This is a genomic window from Falsibacillus pallidus (assembly GCF_050990905.1).
GTDB classification, from domain to species: domain Bacteria; phylum Bacillota; class Bacilli; order Bacillales; family DSM-25281; genus Falsibacillus; species Falsibacillus pallidus_A.
Map to the genome: position 1 here is coordinate 2,223,303 of NZ_CP158866.1, position 15,649 is coordinate 2,238,951.

The 15,649-nt window shown below is 38.6% G+C and carries 17 protein-coding genes; 8 read left to right on the plus strand and 9 right to left on the minus strand.

The window, feature by feature from the left end; all coding sequences use genetic code 11:
* Positions 1-22 precede the first annotated feature (22 nt).
* From ABTV07_RS11710 to ABTV07_RS11720, 3 genes are all read right to left on the minus strand, one after another.
* Positions 23-1,963: an endonuclease MutS2 gene (locus tag ABTV07_RS11710; RefSeq protein ID WP_433742487.1), complete on the minus strand. Its 1,941-nt coding sequence runs from the start codon at positions 1,961-1,963 to the stop codon at positions 23-25.
* A 489-nt stretch (positions 1,964-2,452) separates the two neighbouring features.
* Positions 2,453-2,686 carry a hypothetical protein gene (locus ABTV07_RS11715; protein ID WP_114745513.1) on the minus strand — a complete coding sequence of 78 codons (234 nt, stop codon included), beginning with the start codon at positions 2,684-2,686 and terminating at the stop codon, positions 2,453-2,455.
* Positions 2,687-2,950 (minus strand): hypothetical protein, encoded by a 264-nt coding sequence (locus ABTV07_RS11720; RefSeq protein WP_114745512.1) that lies wholly within the window; start codon positions 2,948-2,950, stop codon positions 2,687-2,689.
* A 73-nt stretch (positions 2,951-3,023) separates the two neighbouring features.
* Here ABTV07_RS11720 and ABTV07_RS11725 point away from each other — a divergent pair, with 73 nt between their 5' ends.
* Entirely contained in the window at positions 3,024-3,488 is a 465-nt protein-coding gene (locus tag ABTV07_RS11725) for an Hsp20/alpha crystallin family protein (protein ID WP_433742488.1), read from the plus strand.
* Between the two features lie 3 nt (positions 3,489-3,491).
* On the opposite strand, the gene ABTV07_RS11730 is transcribed toward ABTV07_RS11725, so the two are convergent.
* Entirely contained in the window at positions 3,492-3,731 is a 240-nt protein-coding gene (locus ABTV07_RS11730) for a hypothetical protein (protein ID WP_433742490.1), read from the minus strand.
* 112 nt (positions 3,732-3,843) lie between these two features.
* Here ABTV07_RS11730 and ABTV07_RS11735 point away from each other — a divergent pair, with 112 nt between their 5' ends.
* The 4 genes from ABTV07_RS11735 (at position 3,844) to ABTV07_RS11750 (ending at position 7,967) form a co-directional block, all read left to right on the plus strand.
* The gene (locus ABTV07_RS11735) at positions 3,844-4,209 is read left to right on the plus strand and encodes a hypothetical protein (RefSeq protein WP_433742492.1); all 366 of its coding nucleotides are present in this window, start codon (positions 3,844-3,846) and stop codon (positions 4,207-4,209) included.
* Positions 4,210-4,377: 168 nt separating this feature from the next.
* Entirely contained in the window at positions 4,378-5,706 is a 1,329-nt protein-coding gene (locus tag ABTV07_RS11740) for an IS3 family transposase (RefSeq protein WP_433742493.1), read from the plus strand.
* 42 nt (positions 5,707-5,748) lie between these two features.
* Positions 5,749-6,036, plus strand: a complete 288-nt coding sequence (locus ABTV07_RS11745; RefSeq protein WP_433742495.1) for a hypothetical protein — start codon at positions 5,749-5,751, stop codon at positions 6,034-6,036.
* Positions 6,037-6,374: 338 nt separating this feature from the next.
* Complete coding sequence (locus tag ABTV07_RS11750; protein ID WP_433742497.1) at positions 6,375-7,967, plus strand: ABC-F family ATP-binding cassette domain-containing protein; 1,593 nt, start codon at positions 6,375-6,377, stop codon at positions 7,965-7,967.
* A gap of 36 nt (positions 7,968-8,003) precedes the next feature.
* On the opposite strand, the gene ABTV07_RS11755 is transcribed toward ABTV07_RS11750, so the two are convergent.
* From ABTV07_RS11755 to cspD, 5 genes are all read right to left on the minus strand, one after another.
* Positions 8,004-8,573 carry a glycerol-3-phosphate acyltransferase gene (locus tag ABTV07_RS11755; protein ID WP_433742499.1) on the minus strand — a complete coding sequence of 190 codons (570 nt, stop codon included), beginning with the start codon at positions 8,571-8,573 and terminating at the stop codon, positions 8,004-8,006.
* Between the two features lie 111 nt (positions 8,574-8,684).
* Entirely contained in the window at positions 8,685-9,620 is a 936-nt protein-coding gene (locus tag ABTV07_RS11760; RefSeq protein ID WP_433742501.1) for a GNAT family N-acetyltransferase, read from the minus strand.
* Positions 9,621-9,707: 87 nt separating this feature from the next.
* A complete protein-coding gene (locus ABTV07_RS11765) occupies positions 9,708-10,331 on the minus strand; it encodes a TetR/AcrR family transcriptional regulator (protein ID WP_433742503.1) in 624 nt (207 codons plus the stop codon).
* 118 nt (positions 10,332-10,449) lie between these two features.
* On the minus strand, positions 10,450-10,653 hold the full coding sequence (locus ABTV07_RS11770; RefSeq protein ID WP_433742504.1) for a cold-shock protein: 204 nt from the start codon (positions 10,651-10,653) through the stop codon (positions 10,450-10,452).
* Positions 10,654-10,740: 87 nt separating this feature from the next.
* The gene (cspD, locus tag ABTV07_RS11775; protein ID WP_114745502.1) at positions 10,741-10,941 is read right to left on the minus strand and encodes a cold-shock protein CspD; all 201 of its coding nucleotides are present in this window, start codon (positions 10,939-10,941) and stop codon (positions 10,741-10,743) included.
* A gap of 434 nt (positions 10,942-11,375) precedes the next feature.
* Here cspD and ABTV07_RS11780 point away from each other — a divergent pair, with 434 nt between their 5' ends.
* The 3 genes from ABTV07_RS11780 (at position 11,376) to ABTV07_RS11790 (ending at position 15,649) form a co-directional block, all read left to right on the plus strand.
* On the plus strand, positions 11,376-12,893 hold the full coding sequence (locus ABTV07_RS11780) for an HD domain-containing phosphohydrolase (protein ID WP_433742507.1): 1,518 nt from the start codon (positions 11,376-11,378) through the stop codon (positions 12,891-12,893).
* A 119-nt stretch (positions 12,894-13,012) separates the two neighbouring features.
* Positions 13,013-14,530: a spore germination protein gene (locus ABTV07_RS11785; RefSeq protein WP_433742509.1), complete on the plus strand. Its 1,518-nt coding sequence runs from the start codon at positions 13,013-13,015 to the stop codon at positions 14,528-14,530.
* A 3-nt stretch (positions 14,531-14,533) separates the two neighbouring features.
* Positions 14,534-15,649 (plus strand): GerAB/ArcD/ProY family transporter, encoded by a 1,116-nt coding sequence (locus tag ABTV07_RS11790; protein ID WP_433742511.1) that lies wholly within the window; start codon positions 14,534-14,536, stop codon positions 15,647-15,649.

Below are 15,649 nucleotides of genomic sequence, written 5' to 3' on the forward strand. Positions count from 1 at the left end.
TCAAGGCGCTGGAGCTTTTCTTCTATTCATGATTTATAGTCAAACCTTCTTTGTGGCCTTTTGACATCTGCTTATCGATCTTTCGATTCTCCTTGCTGTCAAAAATGATGGAGAAATCGTAATCTGCTGGATAAAGTTCAGCACCGGAAATATAGAGTGTAAACCGTTTATGATTGATAGTATGTTTTTCCCCGCGAATTTGAACAATATAGTCCCCTTTAGAATCAGGACCTTGATATACAATTCCAAATTCATCCGAAGCAGTTATTTTCACATTATCCCCCATTTGATATTGAGCGACAATTTTTTCCCCTTCTTTTTTTGAAAGGACTGCTCTCGATTTCTTTCGTCTTGCATAGCGATTGAGTGCAAGCTGTTTATCCAGTTCCCTTTTATCAGAAGAATTCAGTTCACTTTCCCCATATGACTTTTCTTCTTTATAAGTAATTTTATGGGCTCGGCTGATAATGGCTGGATGGATACCAAGCCTTAAAGCGATAGCGAATGCCTGGCTTTCTCCCCCTTTTCCAACGAGCAGCCGATGTGTAGGCTTCAATGTTTCTATATCAAATTCCATCGAACCATTCACAAAGCCATCTGTTTGTTCTGCAAATTCTTTTATTTCATTGTAGTGGGTGGTTGCAAGGATCGTCGCCCCTTTACGATATAATTCATCCAGGATGGCAGTGGCGAGACCCATTCCTTCGCTCGGATCGGTTCCTGATCCAATTTCATCAATCAAAATCAGGCTGTGGTCATTTGCCTCTTTCAAGACCTCTATAATATTAACGATTCTGGAGCTAAAAGTGCTTAAATTTTGTTCGATGCTTTGGCCATCCCCGATATCGACCAGGATTTTCTGGAATATCGAAACCTCCGATCCCTCTTTTACCGGTATATGAAAACCCGACTGTACCATTAATGTCAAAAGGCCGACAGTTTTAATCGCTACTGTCTTCCCACCGGTATTTGGTCCTGTGATTACCAGTGCGTCATAATCCTTCCCCATCTCCACTGTCAACGGTACAGCATTCTTGCCCAGCAATGGATGCTTGGCTTCGAGCAAATGAATGTAATGGTGCTGATTGATCATAACGCTGCTTCCATCCATATTCAAACTGTATTTCGCTTTGGCGAATAGTTGATCATAGTGAATCATGGTCTCAACTGCAATTTTCAGCTCTTGTTCATTCGCTTCAACCAATCCTGTTAAATAACTTAATATCCTTTCGCATTCAATCGTTTCATTAGTATGAAGATAGGAAAGCTCTTCCTGAAAACCTGCCAGTTCTTCTGGTTCAATAAATAATGTGGAACCAGATGCCGAGGCATCCAAAATAGACCCTTTAATTTTCCCTTTATGCTCTTTCTTAACTGACAGGCAGTAGCGTCCATTCCTTTCACTGACTATGGCATCCTGTAAATAAGGCTTGTATTTGGCTGACTTGACCATCTGCCCGATTTTATCCTTCAGCCGCTCTTCCAAAATCAAGATTTGTTTTCTGATTCGGTTAAGCTCCTTGCTGGCGTTTTGATCCACCATCCCGTTTCGGATGCAGCGAATGATTTCTTCAGCTACTTGAGAAATTTCTGTCAACGAGTAAACGTACGAAGAAACACGTGGTGCCAAAAATTCTTTGTCTTTCATAAATCTCTTCAACTTTCTGCATGTATCAAGGAAATAATACAGCTTAGTCAATGCGTCCGGCCTTAATGGCACCCCTTTATGAAGCTGTTTCATGATCAGTTCGATTCCTTCAAGTCCATGTATCGGGACGCTGGCTGATTTGGCAAGGATCTGCTTAGCCTCTGTCACTTCATCAAGCCATCCTTCAATCTGTTTTGCATTCGTTACAGGATAAATATCCATTATGGCTTTTTTTCCTGATTCTGTTAAGGCATAATGTGCTGCCTCTTGTTTGATTTTTTCAAAATCCAATACTGTAAATGTTTGTTGATTCAATGTGATTTCCTCCATTCGAAAAATAAAAAAACCGCAATGAACAAATGCTCATTGCGGTTTATCAGGACAGAATTGCCCTGATTCATCTTATTGAAGTTCAATAAACAAAAATACACTTAAAAAGGATATGGGTAATAACCCTTTCCAATAAGGTCAATTTTGTTTCTTGATAAAACAAAGGGCTGTGCACGTATACACAGCCCCCTTCAATAGGAATATGCCAGCTATGATTATCGTTCTTAACATCTTGCCAAGGGCATAACAAATAAGCGTCCGTATGGCGCAATTTGTTTGCAATTGGAAAGACCGTATGAAATTACGGATTAGTTAAGAACGACTCCCAGCATAAAACATACTCCTTTAATTAGTTAGATTGGTGTTGGCTGAAATTTCAGCCGTAAAAATCATAAAATATTATTTCTTCTCTTTCAAGATATGGGAATTGGACAATAATGTCAACATTTTTCCACAGCTATCTTGAAAAAAGTATTAAATAAAACTCGTCTTTAAAGAATTGGAATCATTGACATCCGTATCGTTTACAAACGTAATCGGAATATATACAGCAGAAATGTCTCCATTTTCTTCTCCGATCCCTTGATTCCATTTCGTCGAGACAAATATATCAAATTGCTGATTGGGACCAACATTGACGATAGCTGATTTATCCACAACATTTACCTTAAAACCTAAAAAATTCACTACCATCGGAGCAAAATTCACTTATCCATCCTCCCTTTCTATAGGGGGGCAGGCAGATTCAAATGTACTCAAGGAATCCATTTGATCTCGGTCATCCACCATGCTCCTCGTTCCGATAAATCCACTTCCATCCCCGAAATTTTGGCCGAATCCTTGATTTTTTTTATCTGAATTGTGCCATTCCGAAAGCATGTTCTGTCCGATATTTACAGCGGAGGCATTTTCAAAGGAATTAATTTTGATCATGTAAATATTAATATTTACATAAGGAGTTGGCATTGACATCAAATCCCTCCTTCGTCAGTTAACTATATGAATAAAACACATGGAATATGTGGCAGGAAAGGGGGCAGTACTGATGGATTCAAATAAATTCAAACAATGGATGGATTTTGCCCAGCAAATGTACGGCCAGGATTTCTGGAATAATGTCATGAACAGTAATCAAGCAAGTGAATTTATGAATGATATCCATCGGAAAGGTCCTTTTCAAAGTCAAGAGCAAAAGTCTGAATTTCCACTCGTTGATATCATTCAAACGTCTACACATATTATTCTTTTCATTGATTTGCCAGGATTCCGAAAAGATCAAATTACAATCATTCTTAATGGGGAAACATTATTATTGAAAGGGGCTGCGGATACCTTTCCTGATGGAATTTCGGTTCTGCAGCGCGAAAGATTTCATGGTGCATTTGAGAGGAGGATCAAACTCCCTGTACCTGCAGATAAACAAAACTTTACGGCAAAATTTGATAATGGCATTTTGCAAATATCTTATGAACGATTTTTCATGGAAGGAGAAATCGTTGAAATCGAATAAGGATTATTTACAAGGGAAGCTTTTTTTGATTGAGTTATTATCCTCTATGTCCCCATCGTCTACTTCAAAAATAGGATTAAATGTAAAGACTTCATCTGCATTCTGTTCTCCGAATCCCTGGTTTTTTTTAATGACTGCATTTCGGTTAACCAATTGTGATTGCCCATAATTCAATACACAGCCCTGACCGATAATATTCACTTTCAGACCTTGAATATTCATTTTAGTAAAAGAAAAATTCATGTTCTCCGCCTCCCTTGAATAGAATAATAAGCAATCGGCGGGCTTATTGGACAAGCTCGCCCAAAAGATCAGTGTCCTTAATTCAAACAAATAAATCTAAGCAGGGATGAGTATGTTTTTAAAAAAATTATTCAGACCAAGTCCGAATTATGAAGAGAACTTAACCCAATTATCCAAAGAAATTAAAAAACTAAGAAAAGAAATAAAAAAGATATCTGAAGAAAATAAGCAATCCATTCTAATGGAAACGGTCAATATTGAAAAGTTGATAATTGAACGCTACGAAACGAACAACCATTTGGGGCAGCTTGGCATCAAGGAGCTTCATGGAAAGCTATATATAGGGGCTACCTATGGGGAAAATAGTGAAAGAAAACAAACCCCTTTCCCAAAAGAGGAAACAAATGAAATGATGAAAAAAGAAGGTAGATCCAAAAAGGAAAATGAGAGAAGCGGTCCGAAAATCAATATCAGATAAGGATAAAAATCTGTGATTGCTTCATCCTAATAGGAAAACTTCCAATAAAAAAAGAGGGATTAGAATAAAATGGTACCTGTAGGTAGGACACTCAAAAAAAAGAGTGTTCAGCCTACAGGTATTTTTTATATACTTTAATTTCAGAACATGGGGATTAGGAGACAACATATGAGTAAAATTACTTTTTCATCTAAAGAGATAAAAACACTTCAAAAAAATCCGAATGTACAACAGGTCAGCGAAAAGTCTATTACCTATACAGAGGAATTTAAAAGTAGATTTATTGATGAATATCAGGCTGGCAAACTTCCTCGCCAGATCTTTGAGGAGAATGGATTTAATGCGGAGGTCATTGGAATAAAACGAATTGAACAGTCAGCCCATAGGTGGAAGAAAGCTTATGAAAAAAATGGTTTGATTGGACTGACAGATTCAAGGAAAAATGCGTCCGGTCGTCCCTTACAACGAGAACTCACTCCTTCAGAAGTAATCGAAAGACAAAAGGCTAGAATTGAATTGTTGGAAGGACAGGTAGAGTTGTTAAAAAAGCTAGAAACGACAGAAAGGAGGCTGCAAGAGGCAAACGAAAACCTACATCCAAATAAGGCTTATCAATTGATTCAGGAGACCATTGAACAAAATGGATTTAGGGGGATGACCAAGTATCTCTGTAGTCTATTAGAGGTTTCGCGTTCTGGTTATTATAGCTACCTGAATGCTTCCTCTGTCCGGGAGGCAAGGGAGAAACTGGACCTTGAAGCCAAGGAACTCATATTAAAGGCCTTTAACCGGCGTGGATATAAGAAAGGCGCACGCTCCATTAAAATGATTTTAGAGAATGAGTATGGCATTATCTTCAGCCGTAGAAAGATCCGGAGAATCATGAGGAAATATGACATCGTCTGTCCTCATCGAAAGCCAAATCCTTATAAAAAAATCGCTAAAGCAACGAAGGAGCATCAGGTTGTCCCGAACCAATTAAACCGGGACTTCAAACAGGGGATCCCTGGGAAAGTGTTACTGACGGATATCACTTACTTGCCATATAACGGTAATAGTATGGCCTATTTGTCGACCGTGAAAGATGCCTGTACTAATGAAATTCTGGCTTACCATATATCTGACCGGATTACCATGGACATTGCGACAAGGACGCTCCATAAATTGAAGAACAATAAGAAAGTTACGCTTCATGAAGACGCCTTTATCCACTCGGACCAAGGAAGTCACTACACAAGCCCCCGATACCAAAAGTTATTAAAGAAATACGGCTTGGGTCAGTCCATGTCACGTAGAGGCAACTGTTGGGACAATGCCCCACAGGAATCCTTCTTTGGCCACATGAAGGATGAAGTGGATTATAAAACAGCAAAAACGTTGAAAGAATTGAAATCAAGAATAGATCATTACATGGTTTACTATAACAATTACCGTTATCAGTGGAATTTAAAAAAGATGACCCCTATTCAATATAGGAATCATCTTCAAGCTGCTTAACCTCTTTTTTTATTGTGTCCTTGACAGGGGTACCATTTTAGAATGACATTTCCTATTATTCATACAAACTTCTGGGATGCGGTTTTGGCCATCCCTGTAATCATGATACTGACTCAATTCATCAAGATTGCAGGCAAGCTCCCAAAAACTTATGTACCTGCTCTAGCACTGCTCCTCGGCATTATTATCTCTGTATTTTACAGCCACAAAGGACATCTCATCTCCGGCCTCTTTATGGGCTATTTTTATGGCTATGCCGCAATCGGCAGCTATGCATCCCTAAAAACCACCATTCTTTCATTCCGTAATAGAAAAGCGCAAGCGCCCTGAAAGCCCCGACCAGCATAAGACGGAACTCGAAGGAAATCCTGATTTCCGTAGAGGTACGGCTTATGACTCGAGGGGCTGGGCGCTGGAGCTGGACAATTAGAAAAGCGCAAGCGCCCTGAAAGCTCCGACCAGCATAAGACGGCACTCGAAGGAAATCCTGATTTCCGTAGAGGTACGGCTTATGACTCGAGGGGCTGGGAATTTCTGATTTATTTCCCTCCAACGAATTGAATTTCACTATAACAATATCCACTAAAGAATCCTTTATCAAAGCTATTAGCAATCCAGCCCGTTAAATGATATAATTTGCTAGATATTAGTTTTGGAGGAATTCAATTATGATTACCGTAAGTAACGTAGGTTTGCGGTTTGCAGACCGCAAACTTTTTGAAGATGTCAATATAAAATTCACACCCGGCAATTGCTATGGACTGATTGGAGCAAACGGTGCGGGTAAATCTACATTTCTTAAAATCCTATCCGGTGAACTTGAGCCGCAAAGCGGATCTGTTTTCATGTCGCCTGGTGAACGTTTGGCCATTTTGAAACAGAACCATTTCGAATATGAAGAATTTGAAGTTCTTAAAGTGGTCATCATGGGCCATACCCGCCTTTATGAAGTAATGCAGGAAAAAGACGCGATTTACATGAAAGAAGATTTCAGTGATGAAGATGGTATGAAAGCGGCTGAACTTGAAGGTGAATTTGCTGAGCTGAATGGTTGGGAAGCTGAATCTGAAGCGGCTATTCTATTAAAAGGGCTTGGCATCGGCGAAGATCTTCACTACAAAAAAATGGCTGATTTGAATGGTTCCGATAAAGTAAAAGTATTACTTGCACAAGCATTGTTCGGTAAACCAGATGTACTTTTACTGGATGAGCCTACCAACCACTTGGACATCAAGGCGATTCAATGGCTTGAAGAGTTCTTGATCAATTTTGAGAATACTGTCATCGTCGTTTCCCATGACCGCCACTTCTTAAATAAAGTGTGCACCCATATTGCTGACCTGGACTTCGGCAAGATTCAAGTTTATGTCGGAAATTATGATTTCTGGTATGAATCCAGCCAATTGGCTCAAAGAATGGCGCAGGATGCGAATAAGAAAAAAGAAGAAAAAATCAAGGAGCTTCAAAACTTCATTGCACGCTTCAGTGCAAACGCATCGAAGTCTAAACAGGCTACATCTAGGAAGAAGCTTCTCGACAAGATTTCCCTTGACGATATCAGGCCTTCTTCCCGTAAATATCCTTATGTTGGATTTTCTCCTGAACGTGAAATCGGAAACGACTTGCTGCGTGTCGAGAATCTATCCAAGACAATCGATGGAGAAAAAGTGCTTGATAATGTAAGTTTCATCATGAACAAAGATGATAAAATTGCCCTTATCGGCAAAAATGAAGCTGCAAAGACGGCATTGTTTAAAATCCTTGCAGGTGAGATGGAGCCTGACAGCGGAACATTTAAATGGGGAGTCACTACTTCACAGGCATATTTCCCAAAAGACAACTCTGAGTTCTTCGAAAACAGTGATATGAACTTGGTTGATTGGCTTCGCCAGTACTCTCCGAACGACCAAAGCGAGTCATTTCTTCGAGGATTCCTAGGCCGTATGTTGTTCTCAGGAGAAGAAGTCAACAAAAAAGCAAGTGTACTTTCTGGTGGAGAAAAAGTGCGCTGCATGCTTTCCAAGATGATGTTGAGCGGTGCTAATGTCCTTCTTTTGGATGAACCGACCAACCACTTGGATCTGGAATCCATTACGGCGCTGAATAATGGATTGATTGCTTTCAAGGGATCCATGATTTTCTCATCCCATGACCATCAATTCATCGAAACCATTGCAAACAGAATCATGGAACTCACTCCAGACGGATTGATTGATAAGCAAATGACATATGATGAATACCTTGAAACTGTTAAAGCGTAATGAACTAAAGGCTGTCCCAATTTTGGGACAGCCTTTTTAATCTGATTTTAAACGATTTGATTTATTATGCGATGCCAACACGAAGAAAAATAATAACAACAGATTCAAGGTAATCATCCATGAATCGGATATCATCACTGCTGATAACGGGATGGAAGCCATAGAAATAAAGCCAGAGATGGTATATTTTCGAAGAATTCCATAGGACACCATCATAACAGCAGCAAATACGAGAATTGAAAAAGGATATATATATAAGGCAGATGCCAGGTAGACCACTACCCCTTTTCCCCCTTTAAATCCTAAAAAGAGTGGGAAGAGATGTCCGACCATTAATCCAAGACAGCAGATTAATAAAATCAACTCATTATTGCCAGTACCAGTAATCTTGATGACAATAAATAGAGCTGTCCATACTTTTAGTGCATCTATAAGAAGAGTCAGTAAAAATCCGATTTTCCCAGCTGCCCTTCCAGCATTGGTTGCACCTGCATTGCTGCTCCCTATTAATCTCACGTCCTTACCTGTCATTGCTTTCACTACAAGATATGCTCCTGAGATGCTCCCTAACAAGTAAGGTAATATAAAACTAATAATATAATTCATCACGACAACTCCATTGATAAACTATCCATCTCTCAATCATTCAATAACAGAAAAGAAAGCGAATCAATTTTAGTTCGCCTCGATTCGCTTTTCACTGTTAGTTTGATTAGGTTATGAATGTGATGTTTGCTTATTGTTTGGTGAATATACCCGGTCAATAAATTCCTTCCCTTTTTCAGTCAATGATTTTGCCATCATGACTTGCGAGACGGTTGTTTCGAATCCGATTTCTTTTAATAGATCGACAACATCCGATTGTGAGTCCTGAATATAGGCGGCCATTCTTGATATCGAATCGCGTTCAGACTGGTAAAGTACATGGAGTAATTCTTTTAATGCCGCTTTTCCCATTTCATTCGACAGGGAATTCGCCTGAAACAATCCTATTCTTTGAATCTGGCCATTTTCATCTTCCATTTTTTTATAGATGGCATAGGCTAGGATTGATTCTTCATGGTCTAAGCAAACCATAATCTCAGCATCTTGTATATGTTCCCACTGTGCCTGCCACGGTGCGCCCGTTAAATACAATCCTGATCTCTTGACAGCAGACCAATCCCCTTTCTTAATGATAAACCCCTTATTTTCTATAGATTTGCTTAACTTCCAATCACCCTTAAGCGCATAATGCCTGATATGATCGACAATTTGATAGCCCATTTTTTTATATAGATTAATAGCTTTTTCATTTTCGAGTATTGCTTCTAATGTGGCTGCATCCACAGCTTCTTCTTCATAAATCTTAAGGGAATGCTCGATCATTTTTTCACCCATGCCTTTTCCCCTCTCCTGAAGTGCGACTCCTGTGCCGCCGTTCCAGGAAATAGTGGTTCCTTGAACATCCCTTTTTCCGCTTAAAACGATTGCTGAAGGAGAATCATTAACAAAACCAATGATTGACATGGAAGGAAGCATCCCCTCCGTTATTAATCTCTTAGTAAACTTGTCAACATCCGTTGTTGCATCAAAGAAATATCCTTCAAAACCTTTATTCCACGCCATTACCGATTCATCTAGAGTACACGTTGAAAGTCTTTTGATTTCCATTTTTCGACCACCCTTTCTAATTTATCACATAAACCGACTATACAGTTTATTTTATTCGCTAAAAAAATGCACAGTCCTCCTTGTGCATTAATTTTTTTTCAATAACTCCCTCATGATCATTTCGCCTGCTTTTTCAACCATTTGTTTATAAGGATAATCATCCTTCATTACGCCATAATAAATCGAAATTCCATCGATGATCGACCAAAAAAGAGTCGAGATCATTTTTGAATCTAAATCTCCAGGGAACTCCCCATTCGTTTTCCCTAACTCCAGAATATCGATTATCAACTTTTGATAGATATTTTTCATCCTGTCATCCAACATCGATTTCAGACTCTCATCCCTTGAGGATTGAAGCCAAAATTCAATGTGAACCCTAATCAGGTTTTGCCAATCTGGATTCCGTTCAATCTGATGGCTGTATATATTCAATAAATATCTCATCTTTTCTTCTGCCAAATCAAACTTTGACAGGTTTTCATTGATTTTATCGATGCTTTCCTTTGTCTTTTGCTCCATCAGTTCGATATAGATTTCATCCTTGCTTTTAAAATAATTATAGATGGCACCTTTGCTCATTCCTGAATTTTTAACAATGTCATCCATCGTTGCATTTTGAAATCCTTTTTCAGCAAAGCAAACGAACGCTGTCTCCATGATTTTCTTTTTCATTTTCACTTTATACTCTTCTGATACAATAGGCGGCATAAAAATCCTCCTCCAACTTAACCGACTGTTCAGTTTATTTTATTAAATCATAATCAAATTCATTGTACAATAGGCATCCATTAAAAAAGTCCCCATTCATTAGAAGGGGACTGACCCGTCAATCTTTGATCGGGCTGTTATTATCAACGACTTGGAGGACTTTCGTAGTTGACTCCATCGGGCTGCCGCAAAGTGGGCAGACAGGATCCTCGCTGCTTTTAAAATTGTCGCGGAGCCATCCTTTACATGAATCAGATGTACATTCCCAAATCTTGGTTTCCGCTGTAATAATTTCTTCTTCAGGTTTTCTTCCAAATGCCATATGGATCATACCTCCATTGGTTATGATGCGTTTTGCAAAAAAAGCTACCCTGACTGGATAGCTATTTAAAAAAACGGTTTGCTCGAATTAAAGTTTTACAACGTTAGCTGCTTGTGGTCCGCGGTTTCCTTCAACGATCTCGAATTCTACCTGCTGGCCTTCTTCAAGTGATTTGAAGCCTTCTCCAGTGATTGCAGAGAAATGAACGAATACATCATTTCCGCCTTCAACTTCGATGAATCCAAAACCTTTTTCTGCGTTAAACCATTTAACTGTACCTTTTTCCACGATGAATCCTCCATTACAATCAAAAATATTAATATGTTCCATTTTAATAAGAAAAGCGTAAGCGCCCTGAAAGCCCCGACCAGCATAAGACGGAACTCGAAGGAAATCCTGATTTCCGTAGAGGTGCGGCTTATGACTCGAGGGGCTGGGCGCTGGAGCTGGACAATTCCCAACTCAGGATATTATACTTTCTTATCTTTAAAAAAATTCACATATTATAAAAAGTACCGCACGCATCGATCACTTTTTATAATATGTGAATGGCATGCTTCAAAACTGAAAGTATTTATCCATTTATAATAATTATACAACTTTTAATATGAAAGTCAAACTCACCCAATTCCTGATAAAGGTTTGGTTGATAAACACTATAATTGTTTCTTGAATTTTTATATAATAAAGATAATCTTTTCCATACAAGGAGTATATTCCCTTTGAAAATTTTCGACCAATTTAAAAGAAAAATGATAATTAATTATTTAATCGGTTCGATATCTGCTGTTATTGGCGTTGGAAGCATTTTTATTTTTCAAACCCTTAGATTGACTACTCATGAAGTCAAATTGATATGGATGATTTTGATTGCATCCATCATCGTGATGTTTATCTGTGAAATCCTTGTCTATCAGATTCATTTACGGCCGTTAACCCTGTACTATCAGCAAAATGAACGATCAGATATGATTAAGGATGCTTATGAGACGATTCTTCATTTTCCTTATTTGACAGTAAAAAGGATTCTATTGCCCCATTTTTTAGGTCTTGCCATCCCTTCTGTTTCAATAAGTTTGATTTTAATTAAAATGAACTGGCTCTCTATTCCATACTCCTTTATTGCTCTTGCCGCATTAGGTGCATTTATCATTGCATGTCTGCATGCAATGATCGAGTTTTTTCTAACTGAAAAATCAACCAAGCCGATCATTTTAGATTTACAGCATAAGCTAGGCGCCCAATTCATGTCTATTAATCATAAAAAGAACATTTTCAGTATTAAAAGGAAGCTTTTTGCCGGAGCTGGTTTTATATCGGTATTCCCCATTCTCTTGTTTTCAGTAGCCACACAGGTGCGCTTTATTGAAACTTCCTTGGAAATTGCTAAAGGATACCTAAGTTGGGCTGCACTCATCATTGCAGTAATTAGCATATTTAGTATTACAGCTGCAATTTTGCTATATAAAAGCATTCAAAAACCACTTGCTGAACTACAGAATGGCTTCCAGAATGTTCAAAATGGGCTTTTTCTGGCTTTGGATAATCCACACACCGATGAATTCAGTGACATAGTAAAGGGTTTCAATCATATGCTCCATTCCATTAAAATCAGGGATAAACGGAATGAGGAATTGCTGGACAGCTTCTATACAGTGATCGCAGCTGCTCTTGACGCCAGGGATCCTTATACTGCCGGTCATTCCATAAGAGTCGCCGAATATTCCTCTCAAATTGGGAAAGGTGCAGGATTATCAACTCAAGAACTGCAGTTGTTAAGAAAATCGGCTCTTCTCCATGACATTGGAAAAATCGGTGTCCGAGATGCTGTGCTTTTGAAGGATGGCAGATTAACGGATGAAGAATTCAACCAAATCAAGCAGCACCCAACCATTGGGGCAAAAATAGTGGATCAGCCGGAGCTCTCATTAGAAATGAGGCATTTATTGCCAGGGATTAAGCATCATCATGAAAGATTTGATGGAAAGGGATATCCATCAGCGCTTTCAGGACAGGATATTCCTTTATTTGGAAGGATAATCGCAATTGCTGATGCTTTTGACGCAATGACCTCTGACCGCCCTTACCGTAAAGGAATGTCATTTGGAAAAGCAATTTCAATATTGGCTGAAGGCAGTGGAACACAATGGGACCCAATCCTTATAGAAATTTTTCTTTCTCTTGTTAAAGAAACAGATTTACAATACAGTTCCACATCAAACTATTCATACTCTTTTTAATTGCCTGCATTCAGCAGGCTTTTTTTTATATTGAGAAATCAATATACGATTGCTGCATGTTTACCTTTTTGTGGGACAAACTTTCATTACAGGCATCGAAGGAATGGGGGGTTGATAGCATGTTTAAAGATCATTTTAAAAAAATAGAAAAAAACAGAAAAAAAGCGCATCGGCTGTCAATGGAGGAATTTAAAGATGACATGCGATCTGCCCTATCAAATAGCTCTGACCTTCTTTTTCGGGATGTCATTCATCATCAAAAAACCATCCTCCTTGTTTATTTAGAGAATAGCATAAAGGAAGATTTTTTAAGCGAGGAAATCCTAAAACCGTTAAATCAATTATACGAAAATTCCATTAGCATCAAAGATGTTTATCAATCATTGAATATCGGTAAACTGAGCCTTACTAATCAATTAGAGGAGATATCCCAAGGCCTTATCAATGGATACCTGTATATTTTTATTGAAGGTGAAGATTGCGGGATTCTTGCAGATATCGGTAAAAAGGAATCACGTGGATTTGAAAAGGCTGAAACGGAATCCATAGTATATGGTCCAAAAATCTCTTTTACAGAGTCTATTGCCATGAATGTAAATATTGTAAGAAATTATCTTCCCGATGAAAAGCTTGCTATGGAAGAAATTATGGTAGGGAGCCGTGTAAAACATAAAGTAAGTTTAGTATATATTTCTGATGTAGCTGATGAAGAAAATGTTGCTACCTTTCGTCAAAGAATTACAGAGCTGGACATTGACAGTGTGATTGACGCTTCGATCTTGGCCCAGCTGATTGAGGATAATTCATTCACACTCTTTCCCCAGCTGATGTCCACGGAGCTTCCAGACCGCTTTTGCATGAGTCTTTTATATGGAAAAGTTGGTGTTCTTGTTGATAGGAGCCCCATTTCTTTAATAGGTCCCACTTCGTTTTTTAGTTTTTTTGAAACAACAGAAGATGTGTATGTGAGATGGAATGTTGGAACATTTTTACGAATGCTTCGCCTCGCTTCCATTGTACTTTCCGTTTTACTCACTCCTGCATATGTTGCTGTTTTGACCTACCACTATGAAGTCATTCCTTCAGCTTTATTAACGTCCCTTGGAGAATCAAGATCAAATGTCCCTTTTCCACCCGTATTTGAAGCACTGCTCCTTGAATTCATCATCGAACTACTTAGAGAAGCTGGCGCCAGGCTCCCTACTAAAGTTGGACAGACAATGGGTATTGTAGGTGGTATCGTCATCGGACAGGCAGCTGTTCAAGCTGGCTTTACGAGCAACATTCTAATCATTATCATCGCTATCAGTGCGCTGGGATCGTTCACTACTCCCAGTTATTTAATGGGATCTACATTGAGAATATTGCGCTTCCCAATTATTCTTGCTGCAGGACTGTATGGAGGTGTAGGCATTATGTTTTCATTTTGCTTAATATTAATCCATTTATTGAAGCAGACGTCGATGGGCAGACCATATTTAAACCCTGTTTATCCACTTAAACTCGGGGATTTAAAATACAGTTTGATCCGGGCTCCCATCTTTTTTTACAGAAACCGGCCAGATTCAAATATGACTAGAGACCCTATTCGTTTTTCAAAGCAAGATGCACTCCAGAAAAAAGACTTGGATGAATAAGGAATGTTGCAAGTGAATCCGAACATCAATCCACCTAAAAAGCTACTATTCAATGCCTATTTGTTAATGTTCATTGTTCATACCGCACAAACAGGCGTTGGGATTGCCGGTTTGCCCAGGGTTGTTTTCCTTCAATCGGAAAATGATGCCTGGATCTCTGTATTGATTACCGGTGCAGTAGTCACGATCGTATTGTTTATCATGGATAAAACGTTAAAGATGTTCGAGAGTGCCGACCTCTATTCCATCCATGAGTACTTATTTGGAAAATGGGGGAGCAAATTGGTCAACTCTGCTGTTTCCATTTATCTGCTATCGGGATATTTCATTATCTTAAAAGATTATACAGAGATGGTTCAGGAATGGATATTCCCTACCCTGCCAACATGGATATTCACTTTGATGCTCAGCTTCCTTGCATTTTATGCAGTGACGGGAGGAATAAGGGTAGTGGTAGGAATATGCGTACTTTCCTTGATATTATCGATTTGGATAACTTTTATCATTGCTGTCCCGCTTCAATATATGGATTATTCTCATCTTTTACCGATATGGAACCATAGTTTCAAACAGATCATGATGGGAACATTTAAGACCAGCCTTTCCATCGTTGGGTATGAAATGGTCATGTTTGTGTATCCCTTTGTACAAAATAAAGAAAAGGTTTTTCGCTATTCCATGATTGGAAATCTTTATTCTACTCTTTTGTTTACCTTGGTTACATTTGTTTCAATCGGTTTCTTTTCATCCACTGGTTTAAAAAGGACGATATGGCCTGTACTATCCATGTTTAAAATCGTTAGGATTCCAAATTTGGAACGATTTGAATTCATCGCAGTTTCATTCTGGATGCTGATAATTCTTCCTAACATTTGTTTATACCTATGGTCATCAGTCAGAGGAATCAAAAAGGTATTAGGCATCACAGGGCGAAAAAGTTTGTATATAGCGCTCTCGATTGCCTGGCTTGGCACATTATTTTTAAAAGAGAGAATATTTAACAACCTTGCTTCAGATTATGTTGGGTATGCAGGATTTGCATTATTTTTCGTATATCCTTTCCTGCTTTATGCAATGGTGAAACTTAAAATGATTTGGAAGAAAAAAAGGAGTGTTTAA